Origin of the sequence: Pseudomonas sp. F01002, from assembly GCF_004402115.1 — a bacterium.
GTDB lineage: Bacteria > Pseudomonadota > Gammaproteobacteria > Pseudomonadales > Pseudomonadaceae > Aquipseudomonas > Aquipseudomonas frigoris.
In genome coordinates, this window is record NZ_SOPU01000015.1 from 203,535 (window position 1) to 226,957 (window position 23,423).

Sequence of the window (23,423 nt, forward strand, 5' to 3'; positions counted from 1 at the left end):
GATGGCTGGTGCTACGCACCATTCGCGAGCAAGCCCGCTCCCACAGGGGAATGCATTTCAAAATGTGGGAGCGGGCTTGCTCGCGAAGACGGAATGTCAGACAAGGAAAGTCTCGAAACTGCCACTCATCCTCCGCTCACATCTCCTGCGTTTCGAACTACGCTCAACCGGGCGCATGAACTCTATTGGGTGTAACACGTCTGATAGGAGGAAATGCGCCCCGACTCGCGTTAAACTGCGCGGGTTTTTAGCCCCCCATTCCACCGGAGCCTTCCATGTCCCGCGTTACCCTGAGTCGCTATTTGATTGAGCAGACCCGTAGCAATAACACCCCTGCCGATCTGCGTTTCCTGATCGAAGTGGTGGCGCGTGCTTGCAAAGAGATCAACCACGCCGTGTCCAAAGGCGCCCTCGGTGGTGTTCTGGGCAGCATGGGCACTGAAAACGTCCAAGGTGAAGTGCAGAAAAAACTCGACGTGATCTCCAACGAGATCCTGCTCGAAGCCAACGAATGGGGCGGTCACCTGGCCGGCATGGCGTCCGAAGAAATGGACAATGCCTACCAGATCCCGGGCAAATACCCGAAAGGCGCGTACCTGTTGGTATTCGACCCGCTGGACGGCTCGTCGAACATCGATATCAACGCGCCGGTCGGTACGATCTTCTCGGTGCTGCGTTGCCCGAACGAATACCTGAGCCAAAACGAGCCCTTGAACGAAAAGGCTTTCCTGCAGCCAGGCACCGAGCAAGTGGCTGCCGGTTACGCGATCTACGGTCCACAGACCATGTTGATCCTGACCCTGGGTGACGGCGTAAAAGGCTTCACCCTGGACCGCGAAATGGGCAGCTTCGTGCTGACCCATGAAGACATCAAGATCCCGACCTCCACTCAGGAATTCGCGATCAACGCGTCCAATCAGCGTCACTGGGAAGCTCCGGTACAACGCTACGTCGGCGAATTGCTGGCTGGCGAAGAAGGTCCGCTGAAAAAGAACTACAACATGCGCTGGGTCGCCGCGATGGTCGCGGACGTGCACCGCATCCTGACCCGAGGTGGTCTGTTCATGTACCCACGCGACAGTCGCGAGCCGTCCAAGCCGGGCAAGCTGCGTCTGATGTACGAAGCCAACCCGATGTCGTTCCTGGTTGAACAGGCTGGCGGCGCGTCCACCGATGGCCATCAGCGCATCCTCGACATCAAGCCGGACGGCTTGCACCAGCGTGTCGCCGTGTTCCTCGGTTCGAAAGAAGAAGTCGAACGCGTCACGGCTTACCACAAGGAATAAACCCATGACCGCGCCCTGGCAGCCATTGCTCGAATGGTGGTTCGGAACCCTCGAATCCCCCCACGAAATAGCGGCTGACAAGGGCAAGTTATGGTTCGGCAAGCGCGACAGCCAGGACCTCGAAGCGCGCACGCGTTTCGGGGACTGGGTCGAGCAGGCACTGGCTGGCGGATTGACCGAGTGGGCGCAACGCCCCGAAGGTTGGCTGGCCCTGGTGCTGCTGCTCGATCAACTCCCGCGCATGATCTATCGCGACACTCCCAAATCCTTTTCAGGCGATCTCAGGGCTCAGGCACTGGTGGCGCAAGGCATTGCTGCGGATTTTGATCGGCAGTTGCGCCCCATACAACGGGTATTCATCTATCTGGTGTTTGAACATTGCGAGAATCTGGCGGTGCAGAACGAAGCGGTTTCGCGGTTTATCGATCTGCTGGCGCAGCAACCTGAGGGTGATCGGGCGGTGTTTGCCGATAACCTGGATTATGCCGAGCGGCATCAGAAAGTGATTGCGCGGTTTGGACGGTTTCCGCATCGCAATGCGGTGTTGGGAAGGGAATCTACGGCTGAGGAGTTGGCGTTTCTTTCGAAGCCCGGGTCTCGTTTCTAAATCTTCGTTGTTGCAGATGCCGTCTTCGCGAGCAAGCCCGCTCCCACAGGGGATTTGTGATCGACGCAAATCCAATGTGGGAGCGGGCTTGCTCGCGAAGGGGCCCGCAAGAATGGCTTAAATCCTGAAACTACCCACCAACTGTTTAAGCCGCGCCGCCTGCTGCTCAAGGTCTGAACACGCGCGCAAGGTCGACTGCAAGTTCTCCACGCCTTCCTGATTCAGCGTGTTGATTTCGGTGATGTCGACGTTGATCGACTCCACCACCGCCGTCTGCTCTTCCGTCGCAGTGGCCACCGACTGGTTCATCCCGTCGATCTCACCGATACGCTGGGTCACGCTGCCCAGACGTTCGCCCGCCAGGTTGGCGATGCCGACGCTGCTTTCGCTCTGGCGCTGGCTGTCGGTCATGGTGCTCACGGCTTCCCGGGCGCCGACTTGCAGTTCCTCGATCATCTTCTGCACTTGCTGCGCCGAATCCTGAGTACGGTGCGCGAGGTTACGCACTTCGTCTGCCACCACGGCAAAACCGCGACCGGCTTCACCGGCACGGGCCGCTTCGATGGCGGCGTTGAGTGCCAGCAAGTTGGTCTGCTGGGAGATGCTGGTGATCACTTCCAGAATCTGCCCGATGTTTACGGTGTTGCTGTTGAGCGCTTCGATATTGCCACACGAATCGCTGATCTTCGCCGAGAGCTGCTGCATCGCCGCGATGGTTTTATCCACGACTTGCTGGCCGTCCTCGGCCAATGCGCGAGCATCGCTCGAATGCTGAGAGGCGAGGGCGGCGTTCTGGGCGATTTCCTGGGCGGCGGCGCCCAGTTCGTTGATGGCGGCGGCCACGCTACTGGTGCGCGAGGCTTGCTGGTCGGAGTTGAACATCGACGAGTTCGACGCGGCAACCACACGCAAGGCGACTTCGTTGACCTGGCCGGTGGCCGAGGACACTTCGCGAATCGACGTATGAATACGCTCCACAAAACGGTTGAACGAGGTGCCCAGGGCACCGAATTCGTCCTGGCCGTGAATGGTCAGGCGTTTGGTCAGGTCACCTTCGCCTTCGGCGATGTCATGCATGGCGCGGCCCATGGTCAGCAGCGGCTGCATCAGGAAGCTGATCAGCATGCCCAGCAACGCGATGATGATCACCACGGCAATGACCATAGCGATGATCGCCGAGGTGCGGAACTCGCTGAGCATCGAGAACGCGGTGTCCTGATCCAGCACCAGCGCTACGTACCAGTCTGCCGAAGGCACACCGTTGACGTGGGTAAAGGAGATGAATTGGGTCTTGCCGTCGATCGCGACTTCTTTCATGCCCGGGCTGACTTTCGGCGCGCCGTTCGGGTAGGCGTCGGTCAGGCTTTTGAGTACGAGTTTGCTGTCCGGGTGAATCAGGATCTTGCCGTCGGCACTGACGATGAACGCATGGCCGTGGCCGCCGAAGTTCAGCGAGTTGATGATCGCGCTGACGCTGGACAGGTCGATGTCTGCCCCGGCGACGCCGATCATTTGATTCTGATATTTCACCGGCGTGGCGACGGTGATTACCAATTTGCCCGACGACGCGGCGATATAAGGTTCGGTGACGATGGTCTGTTGCGCGCTGTTGGCCGCCTTGTACCAGCCGCGGGCGCGGGGGTCGTAATCCGCCGCACGATTGCCGGCCGGGACCGAGAACATCAGGCCATCGGTGCCACCGAAGTAGCTCAGCTGAAAATTACTGGTGTAGGCGGGCAGGTCGATGGCGCGCTTGAGGTTGGCCTGGGCGCTGCCGTCCACCGCGATCTGCTGGGACAGCGATTGCAGCAACTGCATGCGGCTTTCCAGCCAGGTCTGGATGTTGCTGGTGGTCAGGCTGCCGAGTTCCTGCATCGAGGATTCGGTACTGCTGCGCAGGGTTTGCCGCTGGCGGTAGTCGTTGAAGAGGATGAAACAAGCGAATGCAACGGCCACCACGAGGGCGGCAGCCAACAAGATCTTGTGGCTGAACTTCATGTTTCTGGTCATTAAATGAGCTACCGCGAAGAGGCTGGTCAACAAAGGGGCGTCAATTTGCCACAGTCGTGGGCTTTGCGCTGCTTTTATGTCGACTGAGCGGCGCCAAAGATTAGGCGGCTTTTGCGAATACCGACGAAATGGTCAACAGCAAACAAAAGTTCCTTATATTTCACGAAAGGCGGACGACCGGCCCAAAAATAGCCGGCCGGCCACGGAACCAGACAGGGGTTTTCTCTTCTAAGCTTCAGCTTGGCAGCCATGCCATTCCCCTTCGCCCCAGGAGCTACACCATGTCGCTGCGTTCTATCGCCCTGCTTTCGTTCTGCGTGTTGTTGGCCGCTTGCAGCAAGATCAATCAGGAAAACTACTCGAAGTTGTCGTCAGGCATGCCCAAAGCCGAGGTAGAAACCTTGCTGGGTAAACCCGCCGATTGCTCGGGCGCGCTCGGCATGTCCAGCTGTACCTGGGGCGACAAGAACAGCTTTATCAGCGTGCAGTACGCCGGTGACAAAGTGCTGATGTTTTCCGGCCAAGGCCTGAAGTAATCCGGGGCTATGCGCCCACGGGAGAAAAACAATGAAACGGTTACTGATAGTCCTTTTAGCCGGCCTGGTATTGGCCGGCTGCGCCACTTCCGGCGTAGATCCGTTGGCACCGAAAACTGTCAACAGCGTCAATCTCAAGAAGTACCAAGGGACCTGGTACGAATTGGCCCGTCTGCCGATGTATTTCCAGCGCAACTGCGCGCAATCCGAAGCCCATTACACGCTCAAGCCTGACGGCAAAGTGTTGGTGCTGAATCGCTGCCTGACGGCAGACTGGCAATGGGAAGAGGCCAAAGGCGTGGCCTGGCCACAGGAGCCGGGCAAGCCCGACAAGCTGTGGGTCGAGTTCGATACCTGGTTTTCGCGGCTGATACCGGGTGCGGCGAAGGGAGAGTACTGGGTGTTGTACGTCAGCGATGACTATAAAACCGCCATTGTTGGCGATCCGAGCCGCAAGTATCTGTGGCTGCTGTCACGGACCCCGACGGTCAATGGTGTAGTGCGTGAAGAACTGCTGAGCAAGGCACGTCAGCAGGGTTACGACACTACGCGGCTGATCTGGCGCGCGACCGATACGCAGATGGCCAAGACCTCGAACTAACGGTTACCAGAATCCCAATGTGTGTGCGGGCTTGCTCGCGAAGGGGCCATCAAATTCAACAGAGATGTTGACTGACAGTCCGCCTTCGCGAGCAAGCCCGCTCCCACATTTTTTTGCGTCAGCCCAGGAGGTCGCGCAGGACTTGGGTGAAAGCGCGGTTACTCTCTTCTGCGCCCGCATGACGCCCGTCGCGCACAACCCACTGGCCATTGACCAGCACATCCCGCACCTGGCGATCACCGCCGGCAAACAACCAACGATTGAGAATCCCGTCACCACTGGCCGTCGCCAGGTACGGATCGTTGCCATCCAGCACCAGCCAATCCGCACGTTTGCCAACTTCCAGCGCACCGATCGGTTGACCCAGCGCCTGAGCCCCGCCCTCCAGCGCCGCGTCGTACAGCGTGCGGCCAACCATCGGCTGATCCGCGCCATACAAACGATTACGTCGTTGGTCGCGCAGACGCTGGCCGTATTCCAGCCAACGCAATTCTTCCACCACACTCAATGACACATGGCTGTCGGAGCCGATCCCCATGCGCCCGCCCTGAGCGAGGAAGTCCACCGCCGGGAAAATCCCGTCGCCGAGGTTGGCTTCGGTGGTCAGGCACAAGCCGGCGATGGCGCGACTCTTGGCCATCAGCGTGACTTCTTCCGGGTTGGCGTGGGTCGCGTGAACCAGGCACCAGCGCTGATCGACCTCGGTGTTTTCGTACAGCCATTGCAGCGGACGGCGGCCGCTCCAGCTCAGGCAGTCATCGACTTCCTTCTGCTGTTCGGCGATGTGAATGTGCACCGGGCACTGCTGGTCGCTGGCGGCCAGCACTTCGCTGATCTGCTGCGGTGTTACCGCGCGCAACGAGTGGAAACACAAACCCAGCGACTGCGCCGGTTGCTGCGCCAGGATCGGCTGCAAGCGCGACTGAAGCTTGAGGTAGTTTTCGGTGCTGTTGATAAAGCGGCGCTGGCCTTCGTTCGGGGCCTGGCCGCCGAAACCGGAATGGCTGTAGAGCACCGGTAGCAGGGTCAGGCCGATCCCGGCGGAACTGGCGGCCTGGCTGATGCGTAGCGCCAGTTCGGCCGGGTCCGCGTAAGGCTGGCCGTTGGTGTCGTGGTGTACGTAGTGAAATTCCGCGACCGAGGTGTAACCGGCCTTGAGCATTTCGATGTACAGCTGACGGGCGATGACGCCGAGTTGATCCGGGCTGATTTTTCCGACGAGGCGATACATCAAATCGCGCCAGGTCCAGAAACTGTCATTCGGATTACCCGCCACTTCCGCCAGCCCGGCCATGGCCCGCTGGAAGGCGTGGGAGTGTAAATTCGGCATACCCGGCAGCAGCGGACCGCTTAGCCGTTCGGCGCCATCTGCGTTGGAATCGGCCTGGATATGGGTCAACACGCCGTCGGCGCTGACCTCAAGACGTACATTGTTGGCCCATCCACTAGGCAGCAGCGCGCGTTCGGCAAAGAAGGCGGACATGGTTCAGCACCCCATCGTGTGTTATTTGTATATACATATACAGACGTTTGCCTGCTCGGTAAACTCCGGCAAGCTAGCAACCTCTCTTCAACGAACAAGGATTAACCGTGCCGACTCCGCCTGCAGTCTCTCCGTTGGCCGCACACATGGGCGACAGTCCGGCGCCCTTGTACGCCCGCGTCAAACAGATGATCACCCAGCAAATCGACAGTGGAAACTGGCCGCCGCACTACCGCGTTCCGTCGGAAAGCGAACTGGTCAACCAGCTGGGTTTCAGCCGCATGACCATCAACCGCGCTCTGCGCGAGATGACCGCCGACGGTCTGCTGGTGCGCATGCAGGGTGTCGGCACTTTTGTCGCCGAGCCGAAAAGTCAGTCCGCGCTGTTTGAAGTCCACAACATCGCCGACGAAATCGCCTCTCGTGGCCATCGCCACACCTGCAAGGTCATCACCCTCGAAGAAGAGGCCGCCGGTTCCGAGCGGGCGCTGGCCCTGGACATGCGTGAAGGCCAGAAAGTCTTTCACTCGCTGATCGTGCATTTTGAAAATGATATCCCGGTGCAAATCGAAGACCGTTTCGTCAACGCACTCGTGGCGCCGGACTACCTCAAGCAGGACTTCACCCTGCAAACGCCCTACGCCTATCTGAACCAGGTCGCGCCGCTGACCGAAGGCGAGCATGTGGTCGAGGCGATTCTGGCCGAAGCCAGCGAGTGCAAGTTGCTGCAGATTGAAAAGGGCGAGCCGTGCCTGCTGATTCGCCGCCGCACCTGGTCCGGCCGTCAACCGGTGACCGCCGCCCGTTTGATCCACCCAGGTTCCCGTCATCGTCTGGAAGGACGCTTTCATAAATGAGTCAGTTCAAGGTTTTACGCGCAGTTGATTACCCACGCATGCCATGGAAAAATGGCGGCGGCAGCACTGAAGAAATCACCCGTGATGGAGGTGCCGGCCTTGAGGGTTTCGGCTGGCGCCTGTCGATTGCCGATATCGGCGAGTCGGGCGGTTTCTCGACATTCGCGGGCTATGAGCGAGTGATCACTGTGCTGCAAGGCGACGGCATGACCTTGCGGGTTGATGGTCAGGACACGCGGCCATTGTTACCGCTGGACCCGTTTGCCTTCAGCGGCGAGAGCCAGGTTTCCTGCACATTGCTCGGCGGGCCGATTCGCGATTTCAACCTGATTTATGCGCCGCAGCGTTATAGCGCGCGATTGCAGTGGCTGGACGGCGAGCAGCGGTTTTTCAGCTCGGCAGGCACGGTGCTCTTGTTCAGTGTCACCGACGAGCTTGAAGTGAAGGTTGGTAACAGTGCCTCACAACTCGGTCGCCATGATTGCCTGCAACTCGACGGTAACGCCGGCCTGCTGGAAGTCTCCAGCAATGGCCCATGCTGCGTGATCGAGCTGACTGCACGCTGATTCAAAATACCTAAAAGATCGCAGCCTCGTTTCACTCGACAGCTCCTACAAGATGAACACCATCCCTGTAGGAGCTGTCGAGTGAAACGAGGCTGCGATCTTTTGCTTTTCAACGTTCCCGAATGCGCACCAATTTGTTACCGAACGCCCCAGCGTGGCGCAAACCCCCGTTCAAGTAACAGCTGTAACCCTCCTCGCAAAATCCCCCCGAAAAATTGCATCTTTGCCAGAACCCTTGATCCAGGCGCTTTCCAGCCCTTTAAAAATTTTTCTTGAACACTCATCCAGCAAGTTGGCCGCTTGATTGCATGTGCTTGTATGTACAAGTAAAGACGTATGCGTATGAGTCGATCGAGACTCCTCGCAACGTCCACTGATTCGCTTGTGTCGCTTTGACGCGCACAGGCTGGCTTACCCACCGCCAGGGTTGGTTTGGATTGATCGCTGAGGAGTCTTTTTCGTGACTGACAATACCCAGAAACCTACGAAGTATCGTGACGTTGAAATTCGTGCCGCTCGCGGTAACAAGCTGACCGCCAAAAGCTGGCTGACTGAAGCGCCGCTGCGCATGCTGATGAATAACCTCGACCCGGAAGTCGCCGAGAACCCTAAAGAACTGGTGGTTTACGGTGGTATCGGCCGTGCAGCACGTAACTGGGAATGCTACGACAAGATCGTCGAAAGCCTGACCAACCTGAACGACGACGAGACCCTGCTGGTGCAATCCGGCAAGCCGGTCGGCGTGTTCAAGACTCACAGCAACGCCCCGCGCGTACTGATCGCCAACTCCAACCTGGTGCCACACTGGGCGAGCTGGGAACACTTCAACGAACTCGACGCCAAAGGCCTGGCCATGTACGGCCAGATGACCGCCGGCAGCTGGATCTACATCGGCAGCCAGGGCATCGTTCAAGGCACCTACGAAACCTTCGTCGAAGCCGGTCGCCAACACTACAACGATGACCTGAAAGGTCGTTGGGTTCTGACCGCAGGCCTGGGCGGCATGGGCGGCGCTCAGCCTCTGGCCGCGACCCTGGCCGGCGCTTGCTCGCTGAACATCGAATGCCAGCAGGTCAGCATCGATTTCCGTTTGAACAGCCGTTATGTCGATGAGCAAGCCACCGACCTCGACGACGCTCTGGCCCGCATCGCCAAATACACCAAGGAAGGCAAAGCGATTTCCATCGCCCTGTTGGGTAACGCGGCCGAAATCCTGCCAGAACTGGTCAAGCGCGGTGTGCGCCCGGACATGGTCACCGACCAGACCAGTGCCCACGACCCGCTCAACGGTTACCTGCCAGCCGGCTGGACCTGGGAAGAGTACCGCGCTCGCGCCAAGACCGAGCCAGCCGCTGTCGTCAAAGCCGCCAAGCAATCCATGGCCGTGCACGTTAAAGCGATGCTCGAATTCCAGAAAATGGGTATTCCGACCTTCGACTACGGCAACAACATCCGTCAGATGGCCCAGGAAGAAGGCGTCGAGAACGCATTCGACTTCCCGGGTTTCGTACCGGCTTACATCCGTCCGCTGTTCTGCCGCGGTATCGGTCCGTTCCGTTGGGCTGCACTGTCGGGCGATCCGCAAGACATCTACAAAACCGACGCCAAGGTCAAGGAACTGATCCCGGACGACGCGCACCTGCACAACTGGCTGGACATGGCGCGCGAACGCATCAGCTTCCAGGGCCTGCCGGCACGTATCTGCTGGGTCGGGCTGGGCCTGCGCGCCAAGCTCGGCCTGGCATTCAACGAAATGGTGCGTAGCGGTGAATTGTCGGCGCCAATCGTGATCGGTCGCGACCACCTGGATTCCGGTTCTGTGGCCAGCCCGAACCGCGAAACCGAATCGATGCAAGACGGTTCCGATGCCGTGTCCGACTGGCCACTGCTCAACGCTCTGCTGAACACGGCGAGCGGCGCGACCTGGGTCTCCCTGCACCACGGCGGCGGCGTCGGCATGGGCTTCTCCCAGCACTCGGGCATGGTGATTGTCTGCGACGGTACGGACGAAGCGGCCGAGCGTATCGCTCGCGTACTGCACAACGACCCGGCGACCGGCGTCATGCGTCACGCCGATGCGGGTTACCAGATCGCGATCGACTGCGCCAAGGAGCAGGGGCTGAACCTGCCGATGATTACCGGCAAATAACGCAAAACCCTGTAGGAGCTACCGCAGGCTGCGATCTTTTGGCGTCGTTACTGACGCCGAAGATCAAGATCAAAAGATCGCAGCCTCGTTTCACTCGACAGCTCCTACAGGGACCGAGCGAATTCCAATAACAATCCACAGAGGTTGAATCATGGCTGTTAACAGCGATCGTGCAGGCAGTAAACCGTTGATCGAGAAACGTTCGATCGACTACATCCCGGAAGCGGAGAGACACGGTCGTCTGTTGAGCCAGTTCACCCTGTGGATGGGTGCCAACCTGCAAATCACCGCGATTGTCACCGGGGCCCTGGCCGTGGTGCTGGGCGGTGACGTGTTCTGGTCGTTGATCGGTCTGTTGATCGGTCAACTGCTCGGCGGTGGCGTAATGGCGCTGCATGCCGCGCAAGGGCCCAAGCTTGGCCTGCCGCAGATGATCTCCAGCCGGGTACAGTTCGGCGTGTATGGCGCGGCCATCCCGATCGTGCTGGTCTGTCTGATGTACCTCGGCTTCACCGCAACGGGAACCGTGCTTTCCGGCCAGGCGCTGGGCCAGTTGTTTGGCGTCAGCGACAGCGTCGGCATCCTGATTTTCGCCAGTGTCATCGTGCTGGTCACGGTGCTCGGTTATCGAGTGATCCATTGGATTGGCCGTGTTGCCAGTGTTATTGGTGTGATCGCCTTCGTTTACCTGTTCAGCCGTCTGATGAGCCAGACCGACGTTGGCGCGCTTCTGCAAATCCGCCACTTCAGTTGGAGCAGCTTCCTGCTGGCGGTGTCGCTCGCGGCGTCCTGGCAGATCGCCTTCGGCCCGTACGTGGCGGACTATTCTCGCTACTTGCCAAGCAAGACGTCATCGGTGAAAACCTTTTTCGCAGCGGGTGCGGGTTCGGTGATTGGCGCACAGGTGGCGATGATCCTCGGTGTGTTTGCCGCGGCTTCGGCCAACGGGCAATTTGCCGGCCACGAAGTGGCGTACATCGTTGGTTTGGGCGGTACCGGTGCCACTGCTGCGCTGCTGTACTTCAGCATTGCGTTCGGCAAGGTCACCATCTCCACGCTGAACTCCTATGGCAGCTTCATGTGCATTGCGACCATCATCAGCGGTTTCCGTGGTGAGCTGAAGGTAACGCGCTTGCAGCGTCTGGTCTTCGTGCTGGTCATCGTCGGTACTGCGACCCTGATGGCGTTGCTCGGTCAGCACTCGTTCCTCGGTGCGTTCAAGTCCTTCATCCTGTTCTTGCTGGCGTTCTTTACACCCTGGAGCGCGATCAACTTGGTGGACTACTACTGCATCACCCGCGAGCGCTATGACGTGCCGGCGCTGGCCGATCCGAACGGTCGCTACGGTCGCTGGAACCCGCTCGGTATCAGCGTCTATGTCTTCGGTGTGCTGGTGCAACTGCCGTTTATCTCCTCCAAGTTTTATACCGGTCCGCTGGTGGCCGCTCTGGGTGATGTAGATATTTCCTGGATCATTGGTTTGGTGCTTCCCGCAGCCCTGTATTACGTGTGTGCGAAAAAATGGCACAGCGCAGTACCCGATCAACTGATCCTGCCGGTCGAGCAGGACAGCGTTGCACAACCTAAAACAAGCGGGGCCGGTCGCGCTGCGGCGCAGGCCTGATTGGACGTGGACAGGGCTGGATGCCTCTTGACTGCCGTAAGCCAACTCATGATTAGGAGCGTCACACAATGAAATCGAACAAGACCCTGCTGACCACATTGCTTTCCATGGGCCTGCTGGCCAGCGCCGGCGCCACTCAGGCGGCTGGTTGGTGCGAGTCGGGTAAACCGGTGAAGTTCGCCGGCCTGAACTGGGAAAGCGCCATGCTGCTGACCGACGTGCTGCAAGTCGTGTTGGAGAAAGGCTACGACTGCAAGACCGACAGCCTGCCGGGCAACTCCATCACCATGGAAAACGCCCTGAGCAGCAACGATATTCAAATCTTCGCCGAAGAGTGGGTCGGCCGTAGCGAAGTCTGGAACAAGGCCGAGAAGGCCGGCAAGGTTGTCGGTGTCGGCGCTCCAGTCGTTGGCGCAATCGAAGGCTGGTACGTGCCGCGTTACGTGATCGAAGGCGACGCCAAGCGCAAGCTGGAGCCTAAAGCCCCGGACCTGAAAGCCATCGCCGATCTGGGTAAATACGCTGCAGTGTTCAAGGATCAGGAAGAGCCATCCAAGGGCCGTTTCTATAACTGCCCGGCGGGCTGGACCTGTGAGCTGGACAACAGCGAAATGCTGAAAAGCTACGGCCTGGAAAGCACCTATACCAACTTCCGTCCGGGCACCGGTCCGGCACTGGATGCCGCGGTGCTGTCGAGCTACAAACGTGGCGAGCCGATCCTGTTCTACTACTGGTCGCCAACCCCGCTGATGGGCCAGGTTGATCTGGTGAAACTCGAAGAGAAACCAGGCGTGGACAAGCGCGTGACCATCAAGGTCGGCCTGTCCAAAACCTTCCACGAGCAAGCCCCGGAACTGGTGGCGGTGCTGGAGAAGGTCAACCTGCCAATCGACCTGCTCAACCAGAACCTCGGGCGCATGGCCAAAGAGCGGATCGAGTCACCAAAACTGGCGAAAATCTTCCTCAAGGAACATCCTGAAGTCTGGCACGCATGGGTGAGCGAAGACGCAGCCAAAAAGATCGACGCGGCCTTGTAGGTTGAGTTTCTCCGACTGCCCTGAGCGGCAGTCGGATGCTTGATCGCAACCCCTTGATTGAGAGCCTCTTATGTTTCCCGAAAGCTTTACCTTTTCCATCGCCGACTGGGTCAACAGTTGGGTCGATTCACTGGTCACCAACTACGGCGACGTGTTCCGGCACATCTCCGACACCCTGTTGTGGGCCATCGTCAATCTTGAAGGCATGCTGCGTGCGGCGCCGTGGTGGCTGATGCTGGCAATCGTGGCGGGCGTTGCCTGGCACGCGACCCGCAAAGTCGTGACCACCGCCGTGATCGTTGGCTTGTTGTTCCTGGTGGGCGCGGTCGGCCTCTGGGACAAGCTGATGCAGACCCTGGCGCTGATGATGGTGGCGACCATCATTTCGGTGATGATCGGCATTCCGCTGGGCATTCTCTCGGCGCGCAGCAATCGCCTGCGTTCGATCTTGATGCCGCTGCTGGACATCATGCAGACCATGCCGAGTTTCGTGTACCTGATCCCGGTGCTGATGCTGTTCGGCCTGGGCAAGGTCCCGGCGATTTTCGCCACCGTGATCTACGCCGCACCACCGCTGATCCGCCTGACTGATCTGGGCATTCGCCAGGTCGACGGCGAAGTGATGGAAGCGATCAACGCCTTCGGTGCCAACCGTTGGCAGCAACTGTTTGGCGTGCAACTTCCGCTGGCCCTGCCGAGCATCATGGCCGGGATCAACCAGACCACCATGATGGCCCTGTCGATGGTAGTGATTGCCTCGATGATCGGTGCCCGTGGCCTGGGTGAAGACGTGTTGGTGGGGATTCAGACCCTCAACGTCGGACGTGGTCTTGAGGCGGGTCTGGCGATCGTGATTCTGGCAGTGGTTATCGACCGTATTACTCAGGCGTATGGTCGGGCACGGCATGAGGTGAGCAAATGAACAACGAAGCCATCAGCAAAATCGAAGTCAAAAACGTCTTCAAGATTTTCGGCAACCGTTCCAAGGATGCGCTGGCCATGATCGGCCAGGGCAAAACCAAAGATCAGGTGCTGTCCGAAACCGGCTGTGTGGTCGGCGTGAACGACTTGTCCCTGAGCATCGGCACCGGCGAGATCTTCGTGATCATGGGGCTGTCGGGTTCCGGCAAGTCGACGCTGGTGCGCCACTTCAATCGCCTGATCGACCCGACCAGCGGCGCGATCCTGGTGGACGGCGTGGACATCCTGCAATACGACATGGAAGCCCTGCGCGAATTTCGCCGGCACAAGATCAGCATGGTGTTCCAGAGCTTCGGCCTGCTGCCGCACAAGACCGTGGTGGATAACGTCGCCTACGGCCTGAAAGTGCGTGGCGAGACCAAGCAAATGTGCTCCGAGCGCGCGCTGCACTGGATCAACACCGTGGGCCTCAAGGGCTACGAAAACAAATACCCGCATCAGCTCTCAGGCGGCATGCGTCAGCGTGTGGGCCTGGCTCGCGCCTTGGCGGCAGACACCGATATCATCCTGATGGACGAAGCCTTCAGTGCCCTCGACCCGCTGATCCGCGCGGAAATGCAGGACCAGTTGCTGGAACTGCAAAAGACCCTGCACAAGACCATTGTCTTCATCACCCACGACCTCGACGAGGCCGTGCGCATCGGCAACCGCATTGCGATTCTCAAGGATGGCCGCCTGATTCAGGTGGGTACGCCAAGAGAGATCCTGCATTCGCCGGCGGATGAGTATGTGGACCGGTTCGTACAGCGGCGGGCGGCGGTGGTTTAAAGGTTTGCGGTGTTTGTGCTGGCCTCTTCGCGAGCAAGCCCGCTCCCACATTTGGAATGCGTACCCCTGTGGGAGCGGGCTTGCTCGCGAAGGCGTCAGCGAAGCTGCATCAATATTCAAGTTGTACGCACGAGGTTGAAGATGTCCCAGGCTGAAAAAATCGTTATCGCCGACGCCCCGTTGCGTTGGCAGGATGTGGTCGCCGTAGCCCGCCATGGCGCGCAGCTTGAGCTGTCGCCACAGACCTGGGCACGGATCGAAAATGCCCAGGCGATCGTCCAGCGCATCGTCGTCAGCGGCGAGCGCGCCTATGGCGTCAACACCGGCCTCGGCGCGTTGTGCAATGTCTCGCTCAAAGACGAACAACTCAGCCAACTGTCGCGCAACACCTTGCTCAGTCACGCCTGTGGCGTTGGCGCTCCATTGGCCGACGAACAGACCCGCGCAATCATCTGCGCCGCTATTCGCAACTATAGCCATGGAAAATCCGGCATTCATCGCCGGGTGGTCGAAGCCTTGTTGGCGCTGCTCAATCGCGGCATCACCCCGCAAGTGCCATCCCAAGGTTCGGTGGGTTACCTGACCCACATGGCCCACATCAGCATCGCGCTGCTGGGTGTCGGCAATGTCAGCTATCGCGGGCAGATTGTTTCCGCGCAGCAAGCCCTGGCCGAAGAACGTCTGCAACCGGTTCAGCTGGGTGCCAAAGATGGCTTGTGCCTGGTGAACGGCACGCCGTGCATGTCCGGCCTCAGCTGCCTGGCACTCGCCGACGCGACGCGTCTGGTGCAATGGGCCGACGTGATCGGCGCCATGAGCTTCGAGGCCCAGCGCGGTCAGATTGCCGCGTTCGATGCCGAGATCATCGCGCTCAAACCGCATCCAGGCATGCAGCAAGTCGGCATCAACCTGCGGGCGTTGCTCGATGGCAGTGAAGTGATTGCCAGCAGCAAAGGCATTCGTACTCAGGATGCGCTGAGCATCCGCTCGATTCCGCAAGTTCACGGCGCCGCTCGCGATCAGCTTGAACACGCGAAAAAGCAGATCGAAACCGAACTCAACTCGGTCACCGACAACCCGATGCTGCTGGGCACGCCGGACGACTTCAGGGTGGTGTCCCAGGCCAACCCGCACGGTCAATCCGTAGCCTTGGCGGCGGATTTGCTGGCCATCGCCATGGCTGAAATCGGCTCCATCGCCGAACGTCGGCTGGATCGCTTGATCAATCCTCACGTCAGTGGTCTGCCGGCGTTTCTGGTGGCCAACCCGGGGGTGAACTCCGGGATGATGATCGTCCAGTACGTCGCCGCTTCGCTGTGTGCGGAAAACCGTCAGTTGGCGCAACCGGCGGTGCTCGACAACTACGTCACCTCGGGCCTGCAGGAAGACCACCTGAGCCTGGGCACCAACGCCGCGTTGAAGCTGCATCGCGCCCTGGAAAACTGCACGCAGATCCTCGCCATCGAGTACCTGTTGGCGTCTCAGGCGTTTGAATTCTTGAAAGAGCAACGCTTCGGCGCCGGCACCGATGCCGCCTGGCGTCTGCTGCGCGAGCGAGTTCCGGCCTACGACCAGGACCGCTGGCTGGCACCGGACATCGCCAGTGCCGCCGCCGTTTTGAAAGACCCGATTTTGCTGCACAAAGTGTTACCGAACCTGAACTGATTTCCACCACACCAGCGTGCCAAGGCGCGGCTCCCCAGAAGGCGAGGCGCGACGGACAACGGACATCTCCGGAGCGTCTGGTGAGTCCTCTTCGTTTATGAAGAACAAAACTCTCAAAAGGAGCATAGAAATGACTGCGTTAAACCTTATTCCAGGCCAACTGAGCCTTGCCCAACTGCGTGATGTTTATCAGCAACCGGTCAAAATCACCCTCGACAACAGTGCCTCGGCCCAGATCGAAGCCAGCGTTGCCTGCGTGGAACAGATCCTCGCCGAGAACCGCACCGCTTATGGCATCAACACCGGTTTCGGCCTGCTGGCTTCGACCCGTATCGCCAGCGAAGACCTGGAAAACCTGCAGCGCTCGCTGGTGCTGTCCCACGCCGCCGGTGTCGGCGAGCCGATCAGCGACGCGCTGGTTCGCTTGGTCATGGTGCTCAAGGTCAACAGCCTGAGCCGCGGTTTTTCCGGCATTCGTCGCGTAGTGATCGACGCGCTGATCGCACTGATCAACGCCGAGGTTTACCCGCACATTCCATTGAAAGGTTCGGTCGGTGCCTCCGGTGACTTGGCGCCTCTGGCCCACATGTCGCTGGTGCTGCTGGGCGAAGGCAAGGCGCGCTACAAAGGCGAGTGGATGGAAGCCACCGAAGCGCTGAAAGTGGCCGGTCTGACTCCGCTGACCCTGGCTGCCAAAGAAGGTCTGGCGCTGCTCAACGGCACTCAGGTTTCTACCGCTTATGCATTGCGCGGTTTGTTCGAAGGCGAAGACCTGTTTGCTGGCGCCCTGGCCATTGGTGGTATGACTGTTGAAGCCGTGCTGGGCTCGCGCTCGCCGTTCGACGCGCGCATCCACGCCGCTCGTGGCCAGAAAGGCCAGATCGACGCCGCTGCCGCTTACCGCGACCTGCTGGGCGAGCGCAGCGAAGTGTCCGACTCGCACCAGAACTGCGAAAAGGTCCAGGACCCGTACTCCCTGCGCTGCCAGCCGCAAGTCATGGGCGCCTGCCTGACCCAGTTCCGTCAGGCCGCCGAAGTGCTCGGCATCGAAGCCAACGCGGTTTCCGACAACCCGCTGGTATTCGCCGCTGAAGGCGACGTGATCTCCGGCGGTAACTTCCACGCCGAACCGGTCGCTATGGCTGCCGACAACATGGCCCTGGCCATCGCTGAAATCGGTTCCCTGAGCGAACGTCGTATCTCGCTGATGATGGACAAGCACATGTCGCAACTGCCGCCGTTCCTGGTGGCCAATGGCGGCGTGAACTCCGGCTTCATGATTGCCCAGGTGACCGCTGCGGCATTGGCCAGCGAGAACAAGGCGTTGTCCCATCCGCACTCGGTGGACAGCCTGCCGACGTCGGCGAACCAGGAAGACCACGTTTCCATGGCGCCGGCTGCCGGCAAGCGTCTGTGGGAAATGGCCGAAAACACGCGCGGCGTTCTCGCGGTGGAATGGTTGGCGGCTTGTCAGGGTCTGGACCTGCGTGACGGTCTGAAGACTTCGACCAAGCTGGAAAAGGCTCGCGCCATCCTGCGTGCTGAAGTGCCGTTCTATGAGAAGGATCGGTTCTTTGCACCGGACATCAATGCTGCTAGCGAGCTTCTGGCGACTCGTTGCCTGAACGAGCTGGTTTCGGCGAAGTTGCTGCCTAGCCTGTAATGGCCCCATCGCGAGCAAGCTCGCTCCCACATTGGAATGCATATCCCTGTGGGAGCGAGCTTGCTCGCGATTCGATTTTGCGTCGAATAAGAATAAATAAGGACGAGCAATGCAACAGCCAGCAAAAGGTTTGAAACGCGGGCTCTCTGCCCGACATATTCGCTTCATGGCACTGGGGTCGGCGATCGGCACCGGGCTGTTTTACGGTTCTGCCTCGGCCATTCAAATGGCCGGGCCTGCGGTCCTGCTCGCTTACCTGATCGGTGGTGCGGCGGTGTTCATGGTCATGCGCGCCCTCGGTGAGATGGCGGTGCACAACCCGGTGGCGGGCTCTTTCGGCCACTACGCCAGCACTTATCTTGGGCCGATGGCGGGCTTCATCCTCGGTTGGACCTACGCGTTTGAAATGGTCATCGTCGGCATGGCCGACGTCACCGCATTCGGTATTTACATGGGCTTCTGGTTTCCGGAAGTCGCCCGCTGGATCTGGGTACTGGGCATCGTTTCGGTAGTCGGCGGCTTGAACCTGTGCAACGTCAAAGTCTTCGGTGAAATGGAGTTCTGGCTGTCGCTGCTCAAGGTCGCGGCCATCGTCGCGATGATCCTCGGTGGCTTCGGCATCATGCTGTTCGGCATCAGCACGGCGCCCGGCGCCCAGGCGACCGACATCAGCAATCTCTGGAGCCATGGCGGCTTCATGCCCAATGGCGTGGGCGGCTTGATCGCTTCGTTCGCGGTGGTGATGTTTGCGTTTGGCGGCATTGAAATCATCGGCGTGACCGCCGGTGAAGCCAAAGACCCGCAACACGTGCTGCCCCGGGCGATCAATGCCGTACCGTTGCGTATCCTGCTGTTCTACGTGCTGACGATGTTCGTACTGATGTCGATCTTTCCATGGCAGCAGATCGGCAGCCAAGGCAGTCCATTCGTGCAGATTTTCGACAACCTCGGAATCAGCTCGGCGGCGACCATTCTCAATATTGTGGTGATCTCGGCGGCGGTGTCGGCGATCAACAGTGACATCTTCGGCGCTGGCCGCATGATGTACGGTCTGGCCCAGCAAGGGCATGCGCCCAAGGGCTTCGCCCGCTTGTCGCGCAACGGTGTGCCATGGATGACGGTAGTGGTAATGAGTGCCGCGCTGCTGCTGGGCGTGCTGCTGAACTACCTGATTCCGGAAAACGTGTTCCTGTTGATCGCCTCTATCGCCACCTTTGCGACGGTGTGGGTCTGGTTGATGATTCTGTTCACCCAAGTGGCCATGCGTCGCTCCATGAGTGCCGAGCAGGTCGCCCAACTGAAATTCCCGGTACCGTTCTGGCCTTATGCGCCGATGGCGGCGATTGCCTTCATGCTGTTCATCTTTGGCGTGTTGGGCTATTTCCCGGACACCCAGGCGGCTCTGATCGTCGGCGTGGTCTGGATTGTATTGCTGGTGCTGGCCTACCTGACGTGGATGAAACCGGCGGCAGGGAAGGCAGTACCGGTGGAGCGGGAACCTTCTTTTTCTCATCGATAACCTAACGGAGGCCACGGATGAAAACTCTCTGGCAACACTGCCACGTCGCAACCATGGCGCAAGGCGCCTACTCGATCATCGAGGATGCGGCCATCGTGACGTCAGGAGCGCACATTGAGTGGATCGGCCCACGCGCTGAACTGCCGTCGGGCGAGTACCCGGCAGTCAATGATCTTAAAGGGGCCTGGGTGACGCCGGGCCTGATCGACTGCCACACCCACACGGTGTTCGGCGGTAACCGCAGCGGTGAATTCGAACAGCGTCTGCAAGGCGTCAGCTATGCAGAAATCGCAGCGGCCGGTGGTGGCATCGCCAGTACCGTGCGCGCCACTCGCGCGGCCACTGAAGACGAGCTGTACGCCAGCGCCGCCAAGCGTCTGAAGAGCCTGATGCGCGACGGCGTGACCACCGTCGAGATGAAATCCGGCTACGGCCTGGACCTGGCCAGCGAACGCAAGATCTTGCGGGTCATCCGCCGTCTCGGCGCCGAGTTCCCGGTCAGCGTGCGCAGCACCTGCCTGGCCGCTCACGCCTTGCCGCCGGAATACGCGGATCGTGCCGACGACTACATCGATCACATCTGCGCCGAGATGCTTCCGGCCCTGGCCGCCGAAGGGCTGGTGGATGCGGTGGACGCGTTCTGCGAATACCTGGCGTTTTCGCCGGCGCAGGTCGAGCGGGTGTTCATCGCCGCACAACAACTTGGTCTGCCGGTGAAGCTGCACGCCGAACAGTTGTCGTCGTTGCATGGTTCGAGTCTGGCCGCGCGTTACCACGCACTGTCGGCCGATCATCTGGAATTCATGACCGAAGACGACGCCATGGCCATGGCCAAGTCCGGCACCGTCGCGGTGTTGCTACCCGGCGCGTTCTACTTTCTGCGGGAAACCCAATTGCCGCCGATGGAAGCTTTGCGCAAACACGGCGTGAAAATCGCCATCGCTACCGACCTCAACCCAGGCACCTCACCGGCGCTGTCGTTGCGTTTGATGCTGAACATGGCGTGCACCTGTTTCCGCATGACCCCGGAAGAAGCCTTGGCTGGTGCAACGATTCATGCCGCCACGGCACTGGGCATGGCTGAAACCCACGGTTCGCTGGAAGTCGGCAAGTGTGCAGATTTCGTCGCCTGGCAAATCGATCGTCCGGCCGACCTCTCGTACTGGCTGGGCGGTGACCTGGAAAAACGCGTCGTGCGTCACGGCGTTGAAGTGAGCATTTAGGAGAACGGTTGTGGATAAGGTTCTGAACTTCAAACAAGGTCGCGTGCCGCTGCTGATCAGCATGCCCCACGCCGGCCTGCGCCTGACCCCGACGGTCGAAGCCGGGTTGATCCCCGACGCGAAAAGCCTGCCGGACACTGACTGGCACATTCCGCAGCTATACGAATTTGCTGCCGAGCTGGGCGCCAGCACCTTGGCCGCCGAGTACTCGCGTTTTGTCATCGACCTGAATCGACCGTCCGACGACAAGCCTTTGTATGCCGGCGCGACCACCGGCCTGTACCCGGCGACGCTGTTCGACGGTATTCCGTTGTTCCGTGAGGGTATGGAGCCGTCGGCGGCGGAACGAGCGACTTACCTGGAGCAGATCTGGACGCCGTACCACCGCACTTTGCAGAGCGAGCTGGCGCGACTGAAGGCTGAGTTTGGCTACGCGCTGCTGTTCGATGCGCACTCAATCCGCTCGATCATCCCGCATCTGTTCGACGGCAAACTGCCGGACTTCAACCTTGGCACCTTTAACGGCGCCAGTTGCGATCCACAGTTGGCCACTCAGCTGGAAGCCATCTGCGCGCGCCACGGCGATTATAGCCATGTGCTGAACGGTCGCTTCAAGGGTGGCCACATCACCCGGCATTACGGCAATCCGGCCGAGAACATCCATGCGGTGCAACTGGAGTTGGGCCAGTGCACCTACATGGAAGAGTTCGAGCCGTTCCGTTATCGCCCGGACCTGGCGGCGCCGACGCAGGTGGTGCTCAAGGAATTGCTGCAAGGGCTGCTGGCCTGGGCCCAAAAGCACTACAGCGCATAAGATCAAAAGATCAAAAGATCAAAAGATCGCCACTGTGCAAAACACGGTCGCCACAGTTCGCTTTTACCCTCTCGACGCTGCGTAATGTTCTGGGCACGGTGCACAAAGACACCGGCCCACAATAATCCGCTGCCGTACGAGATAATCCCGATGAAAAGACTGTTCACCCGCTGTCTCTCAATCCTCTGCGGCACTGCTCTGCTGAGCACCAGCGTTCTGGCCAGTGACGACGCTTCCTGCAAGGCCGTGCGCATGGGCGTGGTCAACTGGACCGACGTGATCGCCACCAGCGGCATGGCCGATGTGTTACTCAACGGCCTCGGTTACGAAAGCAAGCAAACCAGCGCCGTGCAGCAAATCATCTTCGCCGGCATCCGCGACAAGCGTCTGGACATCTACCTCGGTTACTGGAAACCGGCGATGGACAAAAACATCGCGCCGTTCCTGGCTGCCAATCAGGTGAAGGTCATGGACAAACCGAGCCTGGCCGACGCTCAGGCAACCCTCGCCGTACCTGAATATGTCGCCGAAGCGGGCCTGAAAACCTTCGCCGATATCGCCAAATTCAAGGATCAACTCGGCGGCAAGATCTACGGCATCGAGCCCGGCAGTGGCGCCAACACCACCATCAAAACCATGATCGAGACCAATCAATTTGGCTTGAAGGATTTCAAGCTGATCGAGTCGGGTGAGGCCGGCATGCTTGCCGCCGTTCAGCGGGCGGTGAATCGCAAGGAATTCGTAGTGTTCGTCGGCTGGACCCCGCACCCGATGAACATCAACATGAAGATCGCCTACCTGACCGGCAGCGAAGACGTTTACGGCCCGAACGAAGGCGCCGCCACCGTTTCCACCGTGACCGCCCCGGACTACGCCCAGCGCTGTCCGAACGTAAACCGTCTGCTGGAAAACCTGACCTTCACCGCCGCCCAGGAAAGCCAGTTGATGGTGCCGATCATGGAGCGCAAGACGCCTCAGGATGTTGCCAAGCAGTGGTTGCGCGACCATCCGGAAGATCTTCAACGCTGGCTGGCAGGTGTCAGCAGTTTCGATGGCAAGGATGGTGTGGCGACCGTTCAGACCAGTTTGAAACTTTGATGAGTTCCTATCCGTTATCCGAGCAAATGGCGGCTTTCGTCGAGAAAACCGTCAGCTTCAACAGCACCGACAGCAGTCTCGGTGGTTTGCGCCAGGCTTATAGCGACATGTGCCGGGCGTTCACTCCGTCACGTCCCGCCGGGCTGTATGTGGTCGATTTTGAATTGGCCGGCGTGCCGGTGCGGTCTTATCAACCGCCGGTTTCGCCACCGACCAGCGGTTGCCCGTGCATTGTTTATCTGCACGGGGGCGGGTGGGTGGTGGGGGATCTGGATTCCCACGACTTCATCTGCGCCGAACTGGCATCGACACTCGGCGTGCTGGTGATCGCCGTCGATTATCGGTTGGCGCCGGAACATCCATTTCCGGCGGCGTTCGAGGATTGTCTGGGTGTCTGGCGCGCACTACGGACCGGGCCATTCCGGCTCGATCCCGAGCGAACGCTGGTGGTCGGGGACAGCGCCGGTGGCAACCTTGCGGCGGCGTTGTGTCTGGCGTTGCGCGATGCGGGCGAGCCATTGCCGGCTGCGCAGGTGCTGATTTATCCGGGGCTGGGCGGTGATCACCGATTGCCGTCGCGCAGCGAATGCGTCGATGCTCCCTTGCTCAGCAGCAGCGACCTGGATTGTTATCACGCCCTGTACTTGTGCGGTACTGGGCAGCCAAGTGCCTATGCGATGCCGTTGCTCGCCGAGGATTTCAGTGGGTTGCCGCCGGCCTTGATCGCCGTGGCGCAATTTGATCCGTTGCGCGATGACGGCATGCTCTACACCGAGCGACTGAACGCAGCAGGCGTGGCAGCCACGCTCTATTACGGGGAGGGGTTGGTTCACGGCTGTTTGCGGGCTCGGGGGCAGGTCGCCGAGGTCGACGCACTCTATGAAACGCTGCTCGGCTATTTGTCTGAAAAAACAGGCTGAGAAACTCTGACTCTGC

The 23,423-nt window shown here is 59.8% G+C and carries 21 protein-coding genes and 1 pseudogene; 18 read left to right on the plus strand and 4 right to left on the minus strand.

Annotation, left to right across the window (positions count from 1 at the left end; genetic code table 11):
- Positions 1-275 precede the first annotated feature (275 nt).
- Both E3W21_RS10550 and E3W21_RS10555 read left to right on the plus strand, forming a co-directional pair.
- Positions 276-1,286: a class 1 fructose-bisphosphatase gene (locus E3W21_RS10550; RefSeq protein WP_129439239.1), complete on the plus strand. Its 1,011-nt coding sequence runs from the start codon at positions 276-278 to the stop codon at positions 1,284-1,286.
- 4 nt (positions 1,287-1,290) lie between these two features.
- On the plus strand, positions 1,291-1,893 hold the full coding sequence (locus E3W21_RS10555; protein ID WP_134419618.1) for a DUF924 family protein: 603 nt from the start codon (positions 1,291-1,293) through the stop codon (positions 1,891-1,893).
- 117 nt (positions 1,894-2,010) lie between these two features.
- Here E3W21_RS10555 and E3W21_RS32305 read toward each other — a convergent pair whose 3' ends face one another.
- The 3 genes and pseudogenes from E3W21_RS32305 to E3W21_RS31135 form a co-directional block, all read right to left on the minus strand.
- Positions 2,011-2,775 carry a methyl-accepting chemotaxis protein gene (locus tag E3W21_RS32305; RefSeq protein ID WP_371927073.1) on the minus strand — a complete coding sequence of 255 codons (765 nt, stop codon included), beginning with the start codon at positions 2,773-2,775 and terminating at the stop codon, positions 2,011-2,013.
- A gap of 93 nt (positions 2,776-2,868) precedes the next feature.
- Positions 2,869-3,903: pseudogene (locus tag E3W21_RS32310) on the minus strand (cache domain-containing protein); the annotation flags it as partial.
- A 74-nt stretch (positions 3,904-3,977) separates the two neighbouring features.
- A complete protein-coding gene (locus E3W21_RS31135; RefSeq protein ID WP_165353246.1) occupies positions 3,978-4,154 on the minus strand; it encodes a hypothetical protein in 177 nt (58 codons plus the stop codon).
- Between the two features lie 30 nt (positions 4,155-4,184).
- Here E3W21_RS31135 and E3W21_RS10565 point away from each other — a divergent pair, with 30 nt between their 5' ends.
- Positions 4,185-4,439: a lipoprotein gene (locus E3W21_RS10565; RefSeq protein ID WP_033055306.1), complete on the plus strand. Its 255-nt coding sequence runs from the start codon at positions 4,185-4,187 to the stop codon at positions 4,437-4,439.
- A 31-nt stretch (positions 4,440-4,470) separates the two neighbouring features.
- Complete coding sequence (locus tag E3W21_RS10570; RefSeq protein ID WP_129439233.1) at positions 4,471-5,040, plus strand: lipocalin family protein; 570 nt, start codon at positions 4,471-4,473, stop codon at positions 5,038-5,040.
- Positions 5,041-5,158: 118 nt separating this feature from the next.
- On the opposite strand, the gene E3W21_RS10575 is transcribed toward E3W21_RS10570, so the two are convergent.
- Positions 5,159-6,523 carry a formimidoylglutamate deiminase gene (locus tag E3W21_RS10575; RefSeq protein WP_134419622.1) on the minus strand — a complete coding sequence of 455 codons (1,365 nt, stop codon included), beginning with the start codon at positions 6,521-6,523 and terminating at the stop codon, positions 5,159-5,161.
- Positions 6,524-6,669: 146 nt separating this feature from the next.
- On the opposite strand from E3W21_RS10575, the gene hutC reads away from it, so the two are divergent.
- The 14 genes from hutC (at position 6,670) to E3W21_RS10650 (ending at position 23,407) form a co-directional block, all read left to right on the plus strand.
- The gene (hutC, locus tag E3W21_RS10580; RefSeq protein ID WP_177326944.1) at positions 6,670-7,380 is read left to right on the plus strand and encodes a histidine utilization repressor; all 711 of its coding nucleotides are present in this window, start codon (positions 6,670-6,672) and stop codon (positions 7,378-7,380) included.
- Complete coding sequence (locus tag E3W21_RS10585; protein ID WP_134419624.1) at positions 7,377-7,946, plus strand: HutD family protein; 570 nt, start codon at positions 7,377-7,379, stop codon at positions 7,944-7,946. The genes hutC and E3W21_RS10585 overlap by 4 nt, the downstream gene beginning before the upstream one ends.
- A 460-nt stretch (positions 7,947-8,406) precedes the next feature.
- Complete coding sequence (hutU, locus tag E3W21_RS10590; protein ID WP_134419626.1) at positions 8,407-10,095, plus strand: urocanate hydratase; 1,689 nt, start codon at positions 8,407-8,409, stop codon at positions 10,093-10,095.
- A gap of 151 nt (positions 10,096-10,246) precedes the next feature.
- The gene (locus E3W21_RS10595) at positions 10,247-11,719 is read left to right on the plus strand and encodes a cytosine permease (protein WP_134419628.1); all 1,473 of its coding nucleotides are present in this window, start codon (positions 10,247-10,249) and stop codon (positions 11,717-11,719) included.
- Between the two features lie 68 nt (positions 11,720-11,787).
- Entirely contained in the window at positions 11,788-12,756 is a 969-nt protein-coding gene (locus E3W21_RS10600) for an ABC transporter substrate-binding protein (RefSeq protein ID WP_134419630.1), read from the plus strand.
- Positions 12,757-12,826: 70 nt separating this feature from the next.
- Positions 12,827-13,678, plus strand: coding sequence for a proline/glycine betaine ABC transporter permease (locus E3W21_RS10605; protein WP_134419632.1), 852 nt, complete (start codon positions 12,827-12,829; stop codon positions 13,676-13,678).
- Entirely contained in the window at positions 13,675-14,505 is an 831-nt protein-coding gene (locus tag E3W21_RS10610; protein WP_008149478.1) for a glycine betaine/L-proline ABC transporter ATP-binding protein, read from the plus strand. Before E3W21_RS10605 ends, E3W21_RS10610 begins: the two co-directional genes overlap by 4 nt.
- Positions 14,506-14,646: 141 nt before the next feature.
- On the plus strand, positions 14,647-16,170 hold the full coding sequence (gene hutH / locus E3W21_RS10620; RefSeq protein ID WP_134419634.1) for a histidine ammonia-lyase: 1,524 nt from the start codon (positions 14,647-14,649) through the stop codon (positions 16,168-16,170).
- Between the two features lie 130 nt (positions 16,171-16,300).
- On the plus strand, positions 16,301-17,833 hold the full coding sequence (gene hutH, locus E3W21_RS10625) for a histidine ammonia-lyase (RefSeq protein ID WP_134419636.1): 1,533 nt from the start codon (positions 16,301-16,303) through the stop codon (positions 17,831-17,833).
- Positions 17,834-17,942: 109 nt separating this feature from the next.
- Positions 17,943-19,352: an amino acid permease gene (locus tag E3W21_RS10630; RefSeq protein WP_134419638.1), complete on the plus strand. Its 1,410-nt coding sequence runs from the start codon at positions 17,943-17,945 to the stop codon at positions 19,350-19,352.
- A gap of 17 nt (positions 19,353-19,369) precedes the next feature.
- Positions 19,370-20,575 carry an imidazolonepropionase gene (hutI, locus tag E3W21_RS10635; RefSeq protein ID WP_134419640.1) on the plus strand — a complete coding sequence of 402 codons (1,206 nt, stop codon included), beginning with the start codon at positions 19,370-19,372 and terminating at the stop codon, positions 20,573-20,575.
- 10 nt (positions 20,576-20,585) lie between these two features.
- Positions 20,586-21,389: an N-formylglutamate deformylase gene (hutG, locus tag E3W21_RS10640; RefSeq protein ID WP_134419642.1), complete on the plus strand. Its 804-nt coding sequence runs from the start codon at positions 20,586-20,588 to the stop codon at positions 21,387-21,389.
- 150 nt (positions 21,390-21,539) lie between these two features.
- Positions 21,540-22,487 (plus strand): choline ABC transporter substrate-binding protein, encoded by a 948-nt coding sequence (locus E3W21_RS10645; RefSeq protein WP_134419644.1) that lies wholly within the window; start codon positions 21,540-21,542, stop codon positions 22,485-22,487.
- Positions 22,487-23,407 carry an alpha/beta hydrolase gene (locus E3W21_RS10650; protein ID WP_134419646.1) on the plus strand — a complete coding sequence of 307 codons (921 nt, stop codon included), beginning with the start codon at positions 22,487-22,489 and terminating at the stop codon, positions 23,405-23,407. Before E3W21_RS10645 ends, E3W21_RS10650 begins: the two co-directional genes overlap by 1 nt.
- Positions 23,408-23,423 lie beyond the last annotated feature (16 nt).

Bases quoted from the DNA above. Each gene is read 5' to 3' on its own strand.
- E3W21_RS10550 (WP_129439239.1), top strand. From the start codon at position 276: ATGTCCCGCGTTACCCTGAGTCGCTATTTGATTGAGCAGACCCGTAGC.
- E3W21_RS10555 (WP_134419618.1), top strand. From the start codon at position 1,291: ATGACCGCGCCCTGGCAGCCATTGCTCGAATGGTGGTTCGGAACCCTC.
- E3W21_RS32305 (WP_371927073.1), bottom strand. From the start codon at position 2,775: ATGTTCAACTCCGACCAGCAAGCCTCGCGCACCAGTAGCGTGGCCGCC.
- E3W21_RS31135 (WP_165353246.1), bottom strand. From the start codon at position 4,154: ATGGCTGCCAAGCTGAAGCTTAGAAGAGAAAACCCCTGTCTGGTTCCG.
- E3W21_RS10565 (WP_033055306.1), top strand. From the start codon at position 4,185: ATGTCGCTGCGTTCTATCGCCCTGCTTTCGTTCTGCGTGTTGTTGGCC.
- E3W21_RS10570 (WP_129439233.1), top strand. From the start codon at position 4,471: ATGAAACGGTTACTGATAGTCCTTTTAGCCGGCCTGGTATTGGCCGGC.
- E3W21_RS10575 (WP_134419622.1), bottom strand. From the start codon at position 6,523: ATGTCCGCCTTCTTTGCCGAACGCGCGCTGCTGCCTAGTGGATGGGCC.
- hutC (WP_177326944.1), top strand. From the start codon at position 6,670: ATGGGCGACAGTCCGGCGCCCTTGTACGCCCGCGTCAAACAGATGATC.
- E3W21_RS10585 (WP_134419624.1), top strand. From the start codon at position 7,377: ATGAGTCAGTTCAAGGTTTTACGCGCAGTTGATTACCCACGCATGCCA.
- E3W21_RS10595 (WP_134419628.1), top strand. From the start codon at position 10,247: ATGGCTGTTAACAGCGATCGTGCAGGCAGTAAACCGTTGATCGAGAAA.
- E3W21_RS10600 (WP_134419630.1), top strand. From the start codon at position 11,788: ATGAAATCGAACAAGACCCTGCTGACCACATTGCTTTCCATGGGCCTG.
- E3W21_RS10605 (WP_134419632.1), top strand. From the start codon at position 12,827: ATGTTTCCCGAAAGCTTTACCTTTTCCATCGCCGACTGGGTCAACAGT.
- E3W21_RS10610 (WP_008149478.1), top strand. From the start codon at position 13,675: ATGAACAACGAAGCCATCAGCAAAATCGAAGTCAAAAACGTCTTCAAG.
- hutH (WP_134419634.1), top strand. From the start codon at position 14,647: ATGTCCCAGGCTGAAAAAATCGTTATCGCCGACGCCCCGTTGCGTTGG.
- hutH (WP_134419636.1), top strand. From the start codon at position 16,301: ATGACTGCGTTAAACCTTATTCCAGGCCAACTGAGCCTTGCCCAACTG.
- E3W21_RS10630 (WP_134419638.1), top strand. From the start codon at position 17,943: ATGCAACAGCCAGCAAAAGGTTTGAAACGCGGGCTCTCTGCCCGACAT.
- hutI (WP_134419640.1), top strand. From the start codon at position 19,370: ATGAAAACTCTCTGGCAACACTGCCACGTCGCAACCATGGCGCAAGGC.
- E3W21_RS10645 (WP_134419644.1), top strand. From the start codon at position 21,540: ATGAAAAGACTGTTCACCCGCTGTCTCTCAATCCTCTGCGGCACTGCT.
- E3W21_RS10650 (WP_134419646.1), top strand. From the start codon at position 22,487: ATGAGTTCCTATCCGTTATCCGAGCAAATGGCGGCTTTCGTCGAGAAA.